Below are 16,969 nucleotides of genomic sequence, written 5' to 3'. Positions count from 1 at the left end.
CCTACTTTCCCGACAGCGCGGATTCAATGGGCAACGGAACTCCGTTTCAACTGCCTAGCTCGTTGTGAAGTCGACCTGTAGATCGGCTCGCGAAGCCATCACGCACAGTCGGCCGTAACCGATGCGCGTACGACACTCCGGGCCCGGTGGTGATGTCACGCGCCGGGCGTCAGCACAGCCACGTCCGGTGCGATGCGGGTGCAGCTGAGGTTCGCCCGCGCTGCCTCGTCGCGGAGGTCGCGCATGCTGTAGGCGGCCCAAGGCATCGGCGTATGAATCTCGCGTTGCAGTGTTCCGGCGCGCAGCACCCGGTAGGTCAATATCCAACGGACCGGAGTTTCGCGTGTTCCGCGGCTCCATGTTTCGTACTCGTGGTCGCCGACGCGGACGCAGCCGATGCGCAGGGGGTCTGCTGTCGGCGGTGCGGTTTCGTCCATGAGCTCGATCACTGCGGGTGCACCTGGTGCCAGACGTTGTCCGAGTACGTTCAGCAGGCGGACGCGGTCGCTTTCGGTGAGGTGACCGAGCATGCCGTAGGCGACGGCGCCGCCTAGACGATGCGGAAAAACAACGGCGTCAACGGGTTCGGGGACGATAGTGACGCGGTCGTTCAAATTGCGCATTGCAGTTCGCGTGGCGAGGGCGATGCGCATCTGTGGTGAGGGTTCGATCGCAAGGATGGCTGCGTTGGGTACCGCGTTCGCGATGGCTTCGGTCGATAGTCCGGTTCCTGCGCCTATGTCGAGGATCGGGCCGAGATCGGGTCTGGCTTGTCGCAACGCCGCTGTGAGAACGGGCCCTTTGCGTGCCCACAGCGGCGTGGCCAGCAGGTCGTAGAACTCCGCGATCTCGGTGTAGGGGTCGTGCTCACCGGCGGCTTCGCCACCAGCGTTTGCCGGGTTACGGTGCGGCACCGCGTTCATCGGGTGTACTCCACCAGTGAAACCGGAGTCGCCCCCGGTAGCGTCCGGCAATCCGAGCGCCGCAGTCCTGCCGCACCGGCGAGGGCGTCGAGCTGGCCGAGGGTGCGTTCACGGCCGCCGAACAGGACCAGCAGCCGCAGGTCCATCGCGGTGGCGATCTCCGGCCGCTCACCGGTGTGCAGATTCTCCACTATCACGACGCGGCCGTGTGGACCGGCGGCGTCGGCGCAGCGCCGCAGGATGCGCTGGGCGTCGGTGTCGGGCCAGTCGTGCAGCACCCAGGTGAGCAGGTAGACGTCCGCGCCGGCGGGCAGTGGCTCGAAGAAGTCGCCGGCGATCGCGGTGCAGCGGTGCGAGATGCCTGCCTCGTCGAAGGCACGGCGCGCGGCCTCGGCGGCATCGGGCAGGTCGATGAGCGTGCCGTTCAGCGCCGGTTGGGCTTTGGCGAGCCCGCAGAGCAGTGCTCCGGCGCCGCCGCCGACGTCCACCACGCTGCGCACGCGATGCCATGGGTAGCCGTTGATCACCGTGGGCACGGCGAAGCGAGTGTGTTTGCCCATCAATGCGTTGTAGGAGTCGTCGGTGTCCTCCCACAGGGAGCGGCCGTGCACGATCGGGTAGCCGGGTGTGCCGGTGCGCACAACCTCCAGCAGCGCGGAGAATGCGCGGTCCATGCGGCCGCCGGCACCGTCGAGGTCGAACCAGTCGCGCATGGCCAGCGGGTGGTCCGATCGCAGCGGCGCCGCCGTGTCGGTCAAGTCGAACCGGCCGGGGGCGGTTTCGGTGAACAGGCCGCGGCAGGCCAGGTACCGCAGCAGCCGGTGCAGGGCATCGGTGTCGGCGCTGGTCCGGTGGGCCAGATCGTCGACGGCGTGTATTCCGTCAGCGATCAGGTCGGCGATGCGCAGTGTCGCGACCACACGGATCGCCATCGGGGTGACCAGATCGGATTGGGACATCAGGGACACGGCGTCCTCCGTATCGGTAGCGTGGCGGGGCCCCGGCTCATCAGGTCGCCTGTCGGCTGGTAGGTAAAGTCGTGCGGCAGATGAAGATCCGGCGCAGACTCGGCGAGGACACGCAGGTAGATCCGCGCCTGCAGGCGGGTGAGCGCCGCGCCGAGGCAGGCATGCGGACCTGCGCCGAAGCTGAGGTGGCCGGCTGCGCCGGGGCGGTCCAATTGGAATTGCTCAGGCGTGGGCCAGCGAGCCGAATCCCGGTTGGCGCCGGCGGTCACGATGAAGATCCGCTCCCCCGCCGCGACAGCGACACCGCCCACGGTGCACGGCCGGGTCGCGGTACGCATACTCCACAGTGCGGGCGGTTCGTGACGCAGCGACTCCTCGACGGCCGCATCGATGTGTTCCGGCGCGAGCGGCCAGCTGTCCGTCACCAGCAGCCGGTGCAGCAGATTGCCGAGAAGGTGCGTCACGTTTCGGACGCCCGCGACGACGAGGAAGTGCACGAGCATTCGCCGCTGCGGAATAGACAGATCGGGGAAGCGGCGCAGGTTCACCCCGTCGATCACCGCGCAGAATTCCGGCCAGCCGGGCGCCGCTTCGTACCCGACGAGCGTGCCGAACTGCGACACCCAGCGTTGTACGAGATCACCTGGCAATTCGAGGAATTCGGCGAGAGCGAGGGCAGGCAGCGGCGCGGTGAAGTCGCGCACCAGATCGCGCACATGTGCGGCGTGTGTCCTGGCGTGGGTGGTCAACGCTGGTTCCAGATCCGCTAGTGCCCGGGGGGTGAACTGCGCCTGCACGATCTGCCGCAGCTGGGTGTGCTCGGGCGGGTCGAGCTGGGACAGCGCGAGCGTCTTGCACGCCGTGTCGACGGCGGTGTTGTTGGCGCGACTGGAGAAGGTGGCCGAGTCACGCAGCACGGCGCGGGCGTCGGCGTCGGAGACGACGACGTGGAAACCGGGAAGTGGCTGCGTCACCGGTGGCATGCCCGTCAGCAGCGGATACGGGTCCCGAATGTGCTGCGGGTCGAGGGGATTGAACGTCATAGCAGATCCTCGGCGCGAATCGGGGCCGCTGGATCGCGTGGCACCGATTCCGGGTAACCGAGCCGACGGGTGAGGTCGGACCACAGACGCGACAGAGTGAGGTGATACTGACCGGCCGCGAGCGGATCGGTGGCGTCGGCGATCGACTGCCGCATCGCCAGCAGCGAATGCCGCACACCGTCGGGCCACACCTCGTCGAAGACCTCGCGGACGCTCGGGCCCGCTGCCGGTCCCAGGGCGGACACCGTCGGTGTGTCGTCCACGCCGACGAGCGAGAAGGTGCCGTTGTCCTTCGGCACGTGGATGGACGGGCACCACAGCACCGGTCCGTGTGTCGCGGTCAGCACCAGTGTGCCTGCTTCCGTCCCGAGCGACACCTGATGCCGAAGGTGGGTGGGATGATCCGGGTCGTCCGGGACGACCTGGTTGTGCACGCGCAGGGTGACCGGCACCCCGGACATCACCGCGTGCAGAGACCGGTCACCGAATGGAGACCGCGCCAGTCCGGTCAGCTGCGGCGACGGCTCGAGCGGTTCGCCGAGCGCCCATGGGCTCAGCCCGCCCAGGGCTTGCCCGACGATGTCGAGCAGGTCATAGGAGACTTGGACCGCGCAGCTCGCGTCCACGAACAGCGGTGGTTGCTGTGCCAGCAATCGACGCGCGGCGGTGAGGAACCGGCGCACCGGTGCCAGGTGCACGTAGAAGGTGTTGACCGCGAACATTGTTCGTTCCCGTGCGGCGACGCGCAGACACTCGGCGAGTTCGTCGGCGCGGACGGGGTGTTCGAGTAGGACCGGAATGCGGCGGGACAGGAACGCTTGAGCGAGCTCGGCGCCCGGGCCTCCGCCGACACCGCTCGGCACGGCGACACACACCAGGTCCACGTCGGGCACGTTCTCGGCGTCGGTGTACAGCGGCACACCGTATTGCCGCGCGCAGGCCCGGGAGCGTTCGCTGCCCCGGGCGAGAATCCCGGCGAGTTCGAAAGGTGGACGTTCCAGTGCGCGCAGGTACACCCGGCCGAAACCGGTTCCGCACACGATGACTTTCACAGCGTTCCTTCGTCAGAGAGCAGCGCGGGGACCACTCGTATCGGGTCGAGCACGTCGTCGGCCGAATGGGTCCCGGTCGGAATTTCGCCGTGCAGCACGGCGAGTGCGGTGGCGACCGCGATCCTGGCGGTCAGGTCGGGCGCCGTGCGTACCTGTGCCGAGCGCACCGTGCCGTGGTGGCCGGTCAGCTCGGCGTCGAAGGTCAGGTACTCACTGCGTCCCGCGGCGTCGGCGGCCGACGCCGCGGTGAGTTGGTCTGCGGTCGGTGTGCCGTGACGGAGCAGGCGGCGCACACAGTCTCCGTCGAACCGTGTGGTCCACGCCGAGGCGGTCAGCCCGAGTGCTTGATCGACCCGTGCCGCCTGATCTCGCCACCCGTGCGGGGTGTGCAGGAACTCGGCAGCCGAGGCAGGCGTGAACCGGTACAGTCCACCAGCTTCCACTACCAGCCGCGCAGGCGCTTCATTCAACTGCGCGGCCAGGTACCGCGGTAGCAGGCCGATACATCCCGGCATCGCACCGGCGTCGAATACCGCAATCCGCCCGGGCCGGTCGGCGTCGGTGGGATGCTTGCTGAGGTGACGATTCCCGGATTCGGCGGAGTCACGGCCGCTGCCGCTGGCTGGCCGCGTGGGTATGTCGTCCGGTCGGGCGGACGGGTCGACGTAATCCGCGCCTGCGGCCACGATGTTCTCGCATAGGGGCAAGCCGGTGCAGTTGATCACGACGGTGCACCCGTCGCACCACTGCTGCAGGTTTCCGACGTCTGCGCGGGTACCGGGGCGCACGTCGTGCTCAGCGAGAAAGCCGAGAACAGCGCGGCCCACGGCGCCGGTGGATCCGAGTACACCGATCACAGCGTGCCGGTGAGGTCGTGGGCGAGGCAGGTGAAGTGGTTGCCGGGGATGTCGACGATGTCGAGGCGACCCAGGCATACCCTGGCCCAGTAGTCGGTGGGATCGCCGGACATGCCCGCGAGCAGCTGCAGGCCCTCGTTCGGCCGCAAGAAGGTGATGTCGCCGGCGTACGGCTGGGCGACATGCTTGCTCGCCGCGTGGAAGCTGTGGCTGAACACCGCGAACTGATCGCGGTTCGTGGTGATTCGCGCCACGCGCTCGTCGCCGGTCAGCTGCGCGAGCGGCCCGAAATCCAGTGCGCCGGAAGGGATCCGGCCTGGGGTATCGGCCAGCACGCGCTCCAGATTCCGGCCCAGTTCCTCGGTGTCGCCGGGATACCCCAGCGTCGCGGGGTCGGTGCCGAGGGCATGTGCGAAGGTGCCTTCGATCACCATCGGCTCGTCGACCTCGAATTCCAGTGGGTAGCTGCTGATCACGGTGAGCCCGGCGACAGTGCCGCCGCGCTCGGTGACCGTACGCGCCAGCTCCGTCGCCAGCAGGCCGCCCAGGCAGTAGCCGACCACATGGACGGTGCGATGCCCGGCGGCCAGCAGAGCGTCGGCGTAGTCGGCGGCCAAGCGCTCGATCAACACCTCCGTCGGAATCGCGGTGAAGGACCTTGCGTTCGGTACCGCCAGGCCGACCACCCGCCGCGTCGCCGACAGGCGAGCGGCGAGCCGCTGATAGGGCGCCATCGTGCCCAGTCCCTCGTGCACCAGGACGAGCACCGGGTTCGAGTCGCTGGGCGGGCCGCCGAGATCGACCAGCGGGGACGGGCCCTCACCCGGCCCGTCTTCCTCCGTGGCGCGCAGGTAGTCGGCCAGCTGCGCGAGGGTCGGCTGGTGCAGCAGTTGCCGCAGCACGCTGTCGAAATACCGGGTGCGCACGACCTCGACCTCCTGCTGCAGTCGCCCGGCGATCTGGCTCAGCAGCACCGAATCCGCGCCGAGTGCGAAGAAGCTGGCCGTACGCGGCACGTCGTCGCGGCGCAGCACGTCCCCGATGATCGTCGCGAGCCGACGTTCGAGCTCGTCACGAGGGCTGTCATCCTCGGCAGACGGTTCGGGTGCCATGGTCAGGGCTGCGGCCATCTCCGCCAAGGTGCGGCGGTCGATCTTTCCGTTGCCGGTCAACGGCAGCGCGGGCACGGTCTCGATCAGCTGCGGAATCATGTACTCGGGCAGGACTTCGCGCAGATGGTCGGTGATCGAAGGCCCGGCAACGAGGACGTGCTGACCGAGCGGCTCGAGGGGATGGCCGGGTTCGGGCAGGCAGGTCACCTCGCCGAACGGCGCCAGTTCGGTCAGCCACTCGTCGCGGGTGAGGAACGTGCATCCGGTCTCGGCCCGCTGATCCTCGGGTGCGGTCATCATGAACGCTTGTGACGCCATCACTTCGTAGTGCTCACGGGTAGGTTCGGTGACCACCAATGTGCCTCCGGGAGCAAGCAGCTCACGCAGCCACGCGAGTGTGCGGCCGGTGTGGCGGGCGTTGTTGAGCACGCCGGCGCACAGGATGAGATCGAACGATCCCGCGGCGAACCCTTGCTCCTGGGGGTCGCGGTCGATGTCGTAGGTGGCGAACGACAATGCAGGGAACCGGGATCGCCCGTAGTCGAGCAGGAACGGCGACACATCGGTGTAGGTGTAGGCGCCGGCGGTGCCATTGCCGATATTCGGGCAGGCGGCGAGCACTTCGGCTGTCGTCGCGCCCACACCGGCTCCGACTTCGAGTACGCGGCGCGGGTGGCGGTGCCGAACCGCTTCGGCCACCACCTTGTTCAGGTAGGCGACCATGATGTTGGACCGGTAGGCCGCCTCGGCGATCTGTGTCCCGCCGCCGGGGAACATCAGCGCGACCGGGTCTTCGGTGCCGCGCAGCAGCGCGGCCATGTTCTCGGCACTGTGCTGCAGATAGCCGATCAAACGCTCGTCGCACAGTGCCGGGACGGCGAGGTGACGCACCTGCTCCCAGGCCGCGGCGAGTTCGACATCGGGTGCGGCGGTGTTCTCCAGTACCCGCTGCCACCGCCGGTACAGCCCCCGGTGCCGTGGCGCGACGTCGGTTTCGCCGACGGTCTCGATCGCGATGCGGGCAGCGGCGAGCACCGCAGCATCGAGGGACCGTGCGAAGTCGGCGACCCGGCCGGTGTCGACCGATACGGTCTCACCGGCGTGCCGCAGTCGTGATTCGACGAAGGCCACCAGGTGCCGGGCGGTGCCCGAACCGTGCACCACCGCAGCGGCGGCCGCGACGTCCGGGTGCCCGGCGAGCGCGGCCTCCACCTCGGCCGGTTCGATGCGGTGACCGCGGATCTTCACCTGGTCGTCGGCCCGGCCGAGGAAGTCGATGTCACCGTCGGGCAGGTACCGGCCCAGGTCTCCGGTGTGGTACCAGCCGTCCCGGAATTTCGCTGCGGTCAAGGTGGCGTCGCCGCGGTAGCCGCGCGCCACTCCGCTACCACCGATCAATAGTTCGCCGGGCACCCAGTCCGGGCAGTCCTGGCCGAGGGCGTCGACGACGCGGAACTGCTGATTGGCCAGCGGCTTCCCATAGCGGATGCGGGTGGCGTCCGGAAAGACATCGCCGATTTCGTGGAAGATCGACCAGATCGAGGCCTCCGTGGCGCCCCCCAGGCTGATCAGCCGCACCTGCGGCAGCCGGGTCCGTAGCTGCTGCGGCAGCGTGACCGGGATCCAGTCCCCGGACAGCAGGGCCAGCCGCACCGAATCGAGCGTGCCACCGGGATGATCGGCCAGCATCTGCGCCTGGGCCGGAACCGAATCCCAGATCGTGATGCCGTGAGCGGCAACGAGTTCCGCCCAGTGTGATGGGTCCCGCTGCCGATCGGGGTCTGGCAGCACCAGGCAGCCACCGGCGCCGAGCACCCCGAAGATGTCGTATACCGACAAGTCGAAGCCGAGTTGCGCCAACCCGAGGACGCGGTCATCGCAGGTGACATCGAACCGGGAGTTGATGTCCTCGATGGTGTTGCGGGCAGCGGCGTGGGTGATCATCACACCCTTCGGGGTGCCGGTGGAACCGGACGTGTAGATCACGTAGGCGAGATCGGTGGATTGGGCTGCCGACAGCGGCACCTGTGCGGACGCCGCGGCGGGCGCGGGGACTTCGGTGAGGACGTGGTCGACACCGGCGAGCATCGCGTCGCGCCGTGCCGGGGGCTGGGTGGTGTCGATGGGGACGTAGGCGCATCCGGCCATCAGCACGCCGAGCACCGCAGCAATCTGGTCGATGCCCTTGTCCATCGTGATCGCCACCAGCGCACCGGGTGCGGTCGTTGCGGCATCTCCAGCGAGTGCGTGAGCCACAGCGGACGCCCGCGACAGCAGTTCGGCGTGCGTCACCGTGTGGCCGCCCGCGATCACGGCGGGACGTTCACCGTGCCGCTGCGCCGCTTCGAGCCACGGCTGGTGCAGCAATCCGGACGGCAGCGGCTGACGAGTGTCGTTGGCGGTCTGACGGGTTCGCTGTTGGGCGGCGGGCAGTGGGTACGGCGGCCGGGCGTCGGCCGGTCCGGTGAGCAGGGCGAGGAACATCTCGAAGGCCGCCTCGGCCAGCCCGGCGGGAAGGACGCCCTCGCGCACGTCCCAGCTGACCAGCATGGTGTCGGCCTGTTCGACCGCTTGGCAGTCGATCCACACCTGCGGGGTCTGGCTGATCCCGTAACGGACGTCGGCGGCCGAGCCGTCGAGCACACCGGTGAACACCACCGGCATCAGCCCGGCTGCCCGGTCGCCCGTCTCGGCCGATGCCGCCGTCCTGGTGTCACGGCGGCCGAGTTCGCGCAGCAGTTCCACGCCGGAGTACAGGCGGTGGTCCAGGTCCGACAGCAGTTGCGCACCCAGTCGGCGGGCCCGGTCCACCAGCGGTTCCGGCACGGTGAGATCGACCTCGAGCAGGTTCACCGAGGTGAAGTCACCCGCGAGCGCACACACTTGCTCGTGCAGAGCCAGCCGGTTCTGCAGCGGCATGTTGATCGCGAAGTGTTTCGTGCGGCTGAATCGGCCGATGGTTTCGGCGTAGGCGGCCAAGACCAGCGCCGATGTCGTGATGCCGTGGGCCGATGCGGTCTCTCGCAGGGACGGAATCCGCTGCTGCAGACGGTGGAAGCGTGGCGCGGCCGCCGATCCGGTGACCGGCAGGTCCGGCGCCGCGGGGAGTGTGTCGGCGCGCCGCAGCCAATAGTCGCGGTCCTCGGCGTATTTGGGTGTGTCGCGGATGGCGCGTTCGGCGATCACATAGTCGCGGAAGGAAATATCGATCTCGGGCAGCGTTTCACCGCGCAGAACTGCCAGTAACTCCCCGACCAGCAGCTGCACGCTGGCGAAGTCGGCGATGAGCAGATCGACCGACACGTGCAGCAGCCACCCCGGGGTCAGCCACAGCGAATGCAGCGGCCACCGGTTCGGCTCGTAGCGGGCATGGCTCAGTTCGGCGCGCACCTGCTCGGCCGACTCGCCGCGCCGCAGCCGGAACGGCGGCACCTCCGGCAGCACCCGCTGGGTGTTGGTGGCGGGATCGACCACCGCGCGCAGCATGTCGTGACGCTCGATGAGCGTCGTCCACGCCCGTTCGACCGCATCCGGGTCGACGTCGCCGAGCCACACCTCCAGGTAGCCGTGGCAGGACACGCCCCCGAAATCGAAGGCGTCGCTCTGGCCGACCAGGTACGCCGATTGCACATCGGTCAGCGGGAACGGCTCGTATCTCTCGTGCGGCCGCGATACCAGCGAGTGCTCCGCCGACAGCAGGGCGATGACCTCTTCGCGCACGCGGCGCAGAGTGTTCTTGTGCGAATCGGTGAGTACACCGGCGGGCGCGCGGAAACGCAGTGCCGCGTCCTCGGTCCACAGTTCGACACCGAGTTCCCGCAGTGTTCGGATGATCTCGGCCGGTGCTATGTCGGCCTGGCTGGTCTCGGTTGAACTGGTCACAGCTCCCCTTCCTCGAACTGCCGGCCGTCGATGATTTCGGCGAGGTCGGCAATGGTTGGTGCGGCGAATACTTCGCGCAACGTGACGTGCAGACGGTGTTCTCGGCGCAGACGCTCGGTCAGGCGGGTGACCACGAGACTGTCGCAGCCGAGGACGAAGAAGTTGTCGTCGCGGCCCACCGTGACCTCCAGCAATTCGCCCAGCAACCCGGCCAGCAGCTGCTCGGTGGGGCCGGTCGGCGGCGCCACGACGACCTGGTCGGCGTACGCGGCGCGTTCGGCCAAGGCGCGCCGGTCGACTTTCCCGTTGGCGGTCAGCGGGAGCGCGTCGAGGCACACCAGCGACGCGGGCACCGCGTAGGACGGAAGATGAGTCCGCAGATGGCTGCGCAGCGCGTCGACGTCGAACCGGTCGGTGTCGACACCGCGTTCCGCCCGCGGCACCACGAAGGCTGCGAGTCGGCGCTCGGCGCGTTCCCCGACCGCGATCGCGATACCGTCGGCCACATCGGGAAAGGCGGTCAGCGCCGACTCGATCTCGCCCAGTTCCACCCGGTGGCCACGGACTTTGACCTGATGGTCGGTGCGTCCGAGGAATTCCAGGGTGCCGTCGGGCCAGAACCGGCCCTGGTCGCCGGTGCGATACCAGCGCTCACCGTCGGCGGTCACGAATTTCGCGTCGGTCAGGGCGGGGTCGCCGCGATAGCCGCGGGCCAGGCCGGCGCCGCCGATCCACAATTCGCCGGGCACCCAGTCCGGACAGTCGCGGCCGCGGTCGTCGACGACCCGGTAGCGTTGTCCGCGCAGCGCGTGGCCGTAGGGAATCGACGTCCAGTGCGCCAGAACCTGCTCCACCGCACAGGCATTCGACCAGATCGCGGCCTCGGTGGCGCCGCCGAGGGCGACGAATCGGCAGCCGGGCGCAGCGGTGCGCAACCGGTGCGGCAGATCCAGGCCCACCCAGTCACCGGACAGTAGTGCAAGGCGAAGCGGCAGCGCCGCAACGGACTCGGTGTCGGCACCGCAGGCAGTGAGCAGCATGTCGAGCAGGGTCGGCACTGTGTTCCACACGGTGACGCCGTGGTCGGTCACCAGCCGTGCCCAGGCGGCGGCATCGCGACGTTCGTCCTCGTCGATCACTACGACCGTGCCGCCGACGGAGAGCAGACCGAACAGGTCGTACACCGACAGGTCGAAGTCCAGCGCGGATACCGCGAGTGCGCTGTCGGTGGCGTCGACGCCGTAGCGGTCGTTGATGTCGGTGATGGTGTTGTAGGCCGCGGCGTGGGTGATCTCCACGCCTTTCGGATCGCCGGTCGAGCCCGAGGTGTAGATGACGTAGGCGAGGGCATCCGGTGTCGTCGGCACCGGCTCCGCCAGTGGCGTGGCGTCACGGAACGGCTCGATGTCGTCGATGACCAGCCGGGCTCCGGCTGCGGTGAGAACGCGCTCGCGGCGGGCGGCGGGTTGGTCGATGCCGATCGGCAGGTACGCCGATCCGGCGGCGAGGACACCGAGTACCGCGGCGATCTGCTCGGGGCCCTTCGGCAAGCTGACCGCGATCAGCTCACCACGTGGCAGTCCGGCGGCGATACGCAGCGCCTGCTGCGCCAAGGCGCCGTAGGTGATAGCGCGGCCGTCGTGGATGAGCGCTACGGATTCCGGCGGCTGGGTGAAGAAATCGGTGTGCAGCAGACCGTGCTGCGCTGTGCCCGGCCCGATGCCGCGTCCCGGGGCTGTCCGAGCGGTCGGTGGCTTATCGTCGGCGACCGTCTCGAGCAAGCTTTCGAAGGCGGCGAACAGCGCGTCGGTGACGCCTTCGCAGAACAGGTCGTCGACGGTGTCCAGCGCGTAGTTCAGCCCACCACCATCGGATTCGTGGACCTGCAGATCCATCCATACCTGCGGGGTCTGCGAGATCGCCCAGATCTTCTCGCCGAACGATGTCGGATCCAGCGATGGCCCCTCCCCCGCGACGCCGAGCGCGCTGGTGAACACGATCGGGAACCCGACCTGCTCCCCGTGGTATTTGGCCAGCTCGCGCAGAATCCACATCGGCGAGGCGTCGCGGTGGTCCAGATCAGACCACATCCGCTGGTGCAGCCCGCGGGCGGACTCGGTGAGCGAGTTCTCGCTGCGGTATTCGGTGAACAGGAGCGAGGTGAAGTCGCCCAGCACCCGGTCGATGTGCGGATGCACGTCGGCCCGGTCGAACAGGGTGACGTTGATGGTGACCTCCCCTCGCCCGGACCACGCCGTCAGGACCTCGCCATAGCAGGCCAGCAGCAATGCGGTCGGAGTGACACCGCAGCCACGGGCGATGGCGCGCAGTTCGTCCCAGCGCGCGGCTGTGAGCTGCCCGGCGCGGCGGACGAAACGCGGCGTTTCGGCGGTGGCCGGGTCGATCCGCAGTGGTGGTCGTGGGGCGGGCGGCAGCTGCGGTATCCGATCGAGCCAATAGCGCTGGGCCGGTTCGGGGTTCACCGGACTGATTTGGGTCAGATAGTCCCGGAACGACACATCGATCGATGGCAGTGCGGCGTCCGGATCGCGGTAGAGCAGATCCAGTTCGGAGAACAGGATCATCATGCTCAGCCCGTCGAGCACGATGTTGTCGAGGCTGATGCCCACCCGGTCGCCAGCGCCGAGCCGGACGTCGAACAGCGGCCATATGCCTGGGTCGAGCACCTGGTGCGACATCTGTTCGCGTACGTCGCCGTCGACTCGGCGTATCCGCCATGGCGGCAGTTCGTCGACGCGCAGGATGCGCTGGTTACCGTCGGTGTCGAATACGGCGCGCAGCATCTCGTGGCGGGCGATCAGCGTACGCCACGCCTGTTCGAACCGGTCGACATCCAGGCCGGGGCAATGGAATTCGCTGTAATAGTGGGTGCCCACACCGCCGAGCGCGGCACCACCGCCGCGCCCGATCCAGTACGCGCGTTGGATGTCGGTGGCCGGGAACGGTTCGTGCCGGGCACCGGGATCTGGTGTGATGGTCTGTCCGGTCATCGGTTCGCTGTCGACGAGCACCGCTGTGAAGGCCGCCAGGGTGCGGTGCGCGTACAGGTCGGCGAGCTTGCGGCCGGGAAAGCGGCTCACCATTCGTGTCGCGAGCAGGGAGTCTCCGCCGAGGCGGAAGAAGTCGTGTTCACGGCCGATCTCGTCGACGCCGAGGATCTCCGACCATACGGCGGCGACACGTTGCTCCGCGGGCGTCGACGGCGCACTCACGGCGGCCGCCTCCCCTGGGACGTCCAGTAGTTCGGTGAGTGCCGCGCGATCGACTTTCCCGTTGCGCGACAACGGGAACTGTGGGAGCACTCGGATGCAGTCGGGGCGCATGGCCTCGGGCAGCCGGTCGACCACGAATCGCGCCAGGTCGTCGACGTCGACCGGCGTGCCCGTTGCGCGTGCCGCGACAGTGAACAGAGTGTCGTGGCCGGCGACGTGTTCGATCTCGAATCCGGCTCCGGCCAGCAGGCGCTGCCAGCGTGCGGGGCTCAGCATCGAATCGCCGTGTGGGAATCCGTTTTCGAGTACCGCGGCGGTGAGCAACCCCAGTGGCGGGAGTTCCGGCTGCTCCACCAGGAGGAATCGGCCGCTGGGGCGGAGCAGGAAGGCCGCCGTGGCCAGACCCGCCGAGGGATCGGGATAGGTGTGCAAGGTCGCGAAGGCCAGCACGATATCGCACTGCCCGTGCCACGATTCCGGTATGGCGCTGCCATGGCGGATTTCGCGGTATCGGACCGCGCCGACCGGCAGCGACGGGTCGTCACGCACCGCCTCGAGCAGCCGGTCACCGGCGTTGCCGCCGAGTTCGACCACCTCGACGGGACGGCCGAGTTCGGCACAGGTGCTCCGGATCACCTCGAGTACAACGGCGAGCGCCGCCGCGGTCTCCGGCAGCGACCACAACAACGCGCGGGGCGCGAGAACAGGGTGGTCGAGCAGGGTGAGCCGATCACGGTCGCCGCGCAGCACGCTGAGCAACGGCTCGGTGTCGAGCGGTGATTGTCCAGTGGTATCGCGAGAGCCGTTGTCTTGCAACCAGGTCCGCCACCGTTCGAGCAGCGGCTGGAACTGGTCGAGGGCCGGTGTACCGGATTCCAGCGCGTCGAGCAGCCGCTCCACCGTGGCACGCGTCACCGGAATCTGCTCGTCCGCCGACCGGACGGCAGGCTGTCGGGTCGCCGGTCGGGCCGCGTCGATCGCTGGTGTCACGGCCGCGACCAGCCGTCCCCCGGCCATCACCGTAGCCGCCTTGCCCACCGTGGGATGCGCTGTCAGCGCCGCGTCGATCTCACCGAGCTCGATTCGGTACCCGCGCAGCTTGACTTGATGGTCGGCGCGGCCGAGGAACTCCAGGGTGCCGTCGGGCCGGTATCGGACCAGGTCGCCGGTGCGGTACCAGCCGTCGACGAACCGCGCCCGGGTTCGTTCCGGATCGCCGAGGTAGCCATGTCCCACCCCGGCGCCGCCGATCCACAGTTCGCCGGGCACCCAATCCGGGCGATCGCGTCCCAGCGTGTCGACGACCCGGCACCGCACACCGCGCAGCGGAACACCGTAGGGGACCGACGTCCAGTCCGCGGGCACGTCTTCCACGATCTGGATGGTCGAGTGAATGGCGGTCTCGGTGGTGCCGCCCAAAGCGGCGAATACGCATCCCGGTGCGACGGCACCCAAGCGGCCGGGAAGATCCACACCGACCCGGTCACCGCCGAGTAGCACCAGTCGCAGCGGTAGCGACGGGCTGCTCGTCACCAGCATGTCCAGCACGGCCGGAACACAGTTGAGCACTGTCACGCCGTGGCGGGTGATCAGATCCGCCCAGGCAGTCGGGTCGTGCCGCTCGTTCTCACCCACCAGTACGACCGCGCCGCCGGTGGTCAGCGGCGCGAAGATGTCGAAGACCGACAGGTCGAAGTCCAGCGCCGATACCGCCAGGGTCCGGTCGTTCGGCGAGAGCACGAATCGGTCGGTGAGGTCGTCGATGGTGTTGAGTGCCGCCGCATGCGGAATCTGCACGCCCTTCGGCTCCCCGGTGGAGCCCGACGTGTAGATCACGTAGGCCAGGTCCCCGGCCTCGGGCAGTGGACCGGCGTTGGCGAGGATACGGTCGCGGCGATGCGGCGGCTGATCGATGCCCACCGGCAGGTACGCCGATCCGGCCGCAAGAATGCCCAGCACCCGGACGATCTGCTCCGGTCCTTTCGGCAGATGTACCGGAATCAGCTGTCCCGCCGGAAGTGTCGCGGCAAGTTCCCGCGCCTGCCGCGCAAGTTCACCGTAGGTCAGACACCCGTCACGGCCCCATAACACCGCAGGCGCGTCGCATCGGACGTCGGCGAGTGCGAAGAACCGCTCGTGCAGCGTCGCCGGGCCGGTGCGATGCCCTGCACGGCGCACCCCGGCTGCCGCGTGCGCGCCCGGCCGCACATGTGGTGCCGGAACCGCATGGTGCTCGTCGGTGGCATTCGCGGCGGCGCGGATCGCGCGCTGCTCGGCGGGCAGCAGATCGGGTACCGGCCGGTCCCATGCCGTCTCGCCGTTCGCAAGGCTGTCGAGCAGCCCGGTGTAGGCGTCGAACATGGTGTCGAGCACCCCCGGCGCGAACGCGTCGCGTCGCGCGTCCCAGTTGACCAGCAGCCCACCGTCGAACTCGGTGACCTGGGCATCCAGGGTGACCTGCGGTCCCTGCGAGATGATCCACACCGGATCGCCGAAGCATTCCCGCACCACGGGATCGAACAGCTCCCCCAGTCCGAGCGCGCTCGTGTAGACGACCGGCGCCAGTACGGGCTCGCCGTGATGCCGCCCCAGATCGCGCAGCACTTCGACCCCGGGATAGGCGGCGTGCGCGGCGTCGGCACGGAACTGTGTCTGCAGCATGGCGGCCCGCTGCGCGAAGGTGCCCGCCTCGGCCGCGTCGACCGCCAGCAGCACCGACGAGGTGAAATCGCCCACCAGCGCGCCCACATCGGGGTGCAGCGGATCGCGATCGAATAGAGGCAGGTTGAGCAGAAACCTGTCCTGGCTACTCCAGGCTGCGATCACCTCGGCGAAGACGGTGGCGATCGCGAGCGCCGGTGTCAGCCCGCGCCGCCTTGCTCGGTCTTCCAGTCCGGTTCGCGCATCGGCATTGAGCCAGTGGTGCTTTCGGACCACGCGTGACCCGGTCACACCAGCGGACTCCGGCAGTGCTGGCGCGCCGGGCAGAGTCGGCACCCGGTCACGCCAGTACCGGCGCGCGGCCGCGGCATCGGGTGAGTCCCGCCGCCGTGCGTGCTCTGCGAGGTAGCGGGCATAGCTGTAACGCAGTTCCGGTATCCGGGCCTGCGGATCCCGATACAGCGCAGCCAGATCCGCGAACAGAATCCGCAGGCTCTGCGCGTCTGCGGCCAGCATGTCGAGGTTCACGTGTACGCGCGTGCCGTCCGGGGTCAGCGACAGCTGAACATCGAACACCTCACCTCGCGACACCTCCAGCCTGCGATGGGACAGGTCCTCACGCAGCCTGGCCAATCCCGCAGGATCGCCACGGAAGTCGTTTACCCGCAATCCTTTCCACCGGCTGTCAGGCAGGATCTGCTGCCGGCCGTCGGATCCGACGGCCACACGAAGCATGTCGTGGCGTGCCAGCAGCGCCGCCACCGCCGCTTCCAATCGGGCGGGCTCGACACCGGTGCCGTCGAACTCGTTGTAGAAATGCGCTGCGACACCGCCGAGGCGCTGGCCGGGCTGGCGGCCCGCCCAGTACGCATGCTGCATCGTCGCCAGGTCGAATGGCTCACTGCCGTCCGTGTTTTCGGCGCTGATCGGCTCCCCCCCTGCGGCGATCTCACCGTTGCCCCTGGATCGTGTGCGGTCGTCGGCGACCATCACAACCCACTCCGCTAGGCGAGGCCGGTCGAGCAGGTCGACGAAGCGCACGCCGGAGCCGGCGCGGCGCCACTGTCCCGCGAGCGTCATCGCGCTGATCGAGTCCAAGCCGTGCAGCAACAGATCTTCGTGCGGATCCAGTTCGGTCGGATCGACACCGAGAATGCTTGCGACTGCGGCGATTACATCGGATGCCGCGATCGACATCGGCAGCCCTCCTGATCGAGAAGTCTTGCGATGGAGCCTAC

The 16,969-nt window shown here is 68.6% G+C and carries 7 protein-coding genes; all 7 read right to left on the bottom strand.

All coding sequences use genetic code 11. The features are described from left to right. Window positions 1–155: 155 nt before the first annotated feature. Genes NA4_RS02780 through NA4_RS02750 form a run of 7 tightly spaced genes read right to left on the bottom strand, consistent with a single transcriptional unit; the run spans window position 156 to window position 16,928 of the window. The gene (locus tag NA4_RS02780; RefSeq protein ID WP_067463334.1) at window positions 156–923 is read right to left on the bottom strand and encodes a class I SAM-dependent methyltransferase; all 768 of its coding nucleotides are present in this window, start codon (window positions 921–923) and stop codon (window positions 156–158) included. Next, complete coding sequence (locus tag NA4_RS02775; protein WP_067463332.1) at window positions 920–1,882, bottom strand: methyltransferase; 963 nt, start codon at window positions 1,880–1,882, stop codon at window positions 920–922. Before NA4_RS02775 ends, NA4_RS02780 begins: the two co-directional genes overlap by 4 nt. Continuing rightward, on the bottom strand, window positions 1,882–2,934 hold the full coding sequence (locus tag NA4_RS02770) for a cytochrome P450 (RefSeq protein WP_067463330.1): 1,053 nt from the start codon (window positions 2,932–2,934) through the stop codon (window positions 1,882–1,884). The genes NA4_RS02775 and NA4_RS02770 overlap by 1 nt, the downstream gene beginning before the upstream one ends. After that, window positions 2,931–3,986, bottom strand: a complete 1,056-nt coding sequence (locus tag NA4_RS02765) for a Gfo/Idh/MocA family oxidoreductase (RefSeq protein WP_067463328.1) — start codon at window positions 3,984–3,986, stop codon at window positions 2,931–2,933. The genes NA4_RS02770 and NA4_RS02765 overlap by 4 nt, the downstream gene beginning before the upstream one ends. Continuing rightward, the gene (locus NA4_RS02760) at window positions 3,983–4,843 is read right to left on the bottom strand and encodes a saccharopine dehydrogenase family protein (protein WP_067463326.1); all 861 of its coding nucleotides are present in this window, start codon (window positions 4,841–4,843) and stop codon (window positions 3,983–3,985) included. The genes NA4_RS02765 and NA4_RS02760 overlap by 4 nt, the downstream gene beginning before the upstream one ends. Next, on the bottom strand, window positions 4,840–9,837 hold the full coding sequence (locus NA4_RS40025; protein ID WP_067463324.1) for a non-ribosomal peptide synthetase: 4,998 nt from the start codon (window positions 9,835–9,837) through the stop codon (window positions 4,840–4,842). The genes NA4_RS02760 and NA4_RS40025 overlap by 4 nt, the downstream gene beginning before the upstream one ends. Further along, on the bottom strand, window positions 9,834–16,928 hold the full coding sequence (locus NA4_RS02750; protein ID WP_067463321.1) for a non-ribosomal peptide synthetase: 7,095 nt from the start codon (window positions 16,926–16,928) through the stop codon (window positions 9,834–9,836). Before NA4_RS02750 ends, NA4_RS40025 begins: the two co-directional genes overlap by 4 nt. Window positions 16,929–16,969 lie beyond the last annotated feature (41 nt).

The organism is Nocardia amamiensis NBRC 102102, from assembly GCF_001612745.1.
Lineage (GTDB): Bacteria > Actinomycetota > Actinomycetes > Mycobacteriales > Mycobacteriaceae > Nocardia > Nocardia amamiensis.
This window is presented reverse-complemented; position numbering and strand designations above follow the sequence as displayed.

Excerpts from the sequence above, each read along its gene's own strand:
- NA4_RS02780 (WP_067463334.1), bottom strand. The coding sequence starts at position 923 with ATGAACGCGGTGCCGCACCGTAACCCGGCAAACGCTGGTGGCGAAGCC.
- NA4_RS02775 (WP_067463332.1), bottom strand. The coding sequence starts at position 1,882 with ATGTCCCAATCCGATCTGGTCACCCCGATGGCGATCCGTGTGGTCGCG.
- NA4_RS02770 (WP_067463330.1), bottom strand. The coding sequence starts at position 2,934 with ATGACGTTCAATCCCCTCGACCCGCAGCACATTCGGGACCCGTATCCG.
- NA4_RS02750 (WP_067463321.1), bottom strand. The coding sequence starts at position 16,928 with ATGTCGATCGCGGCATCCGATGTAATCGCCGCAGTCGCAAGCATTCTC.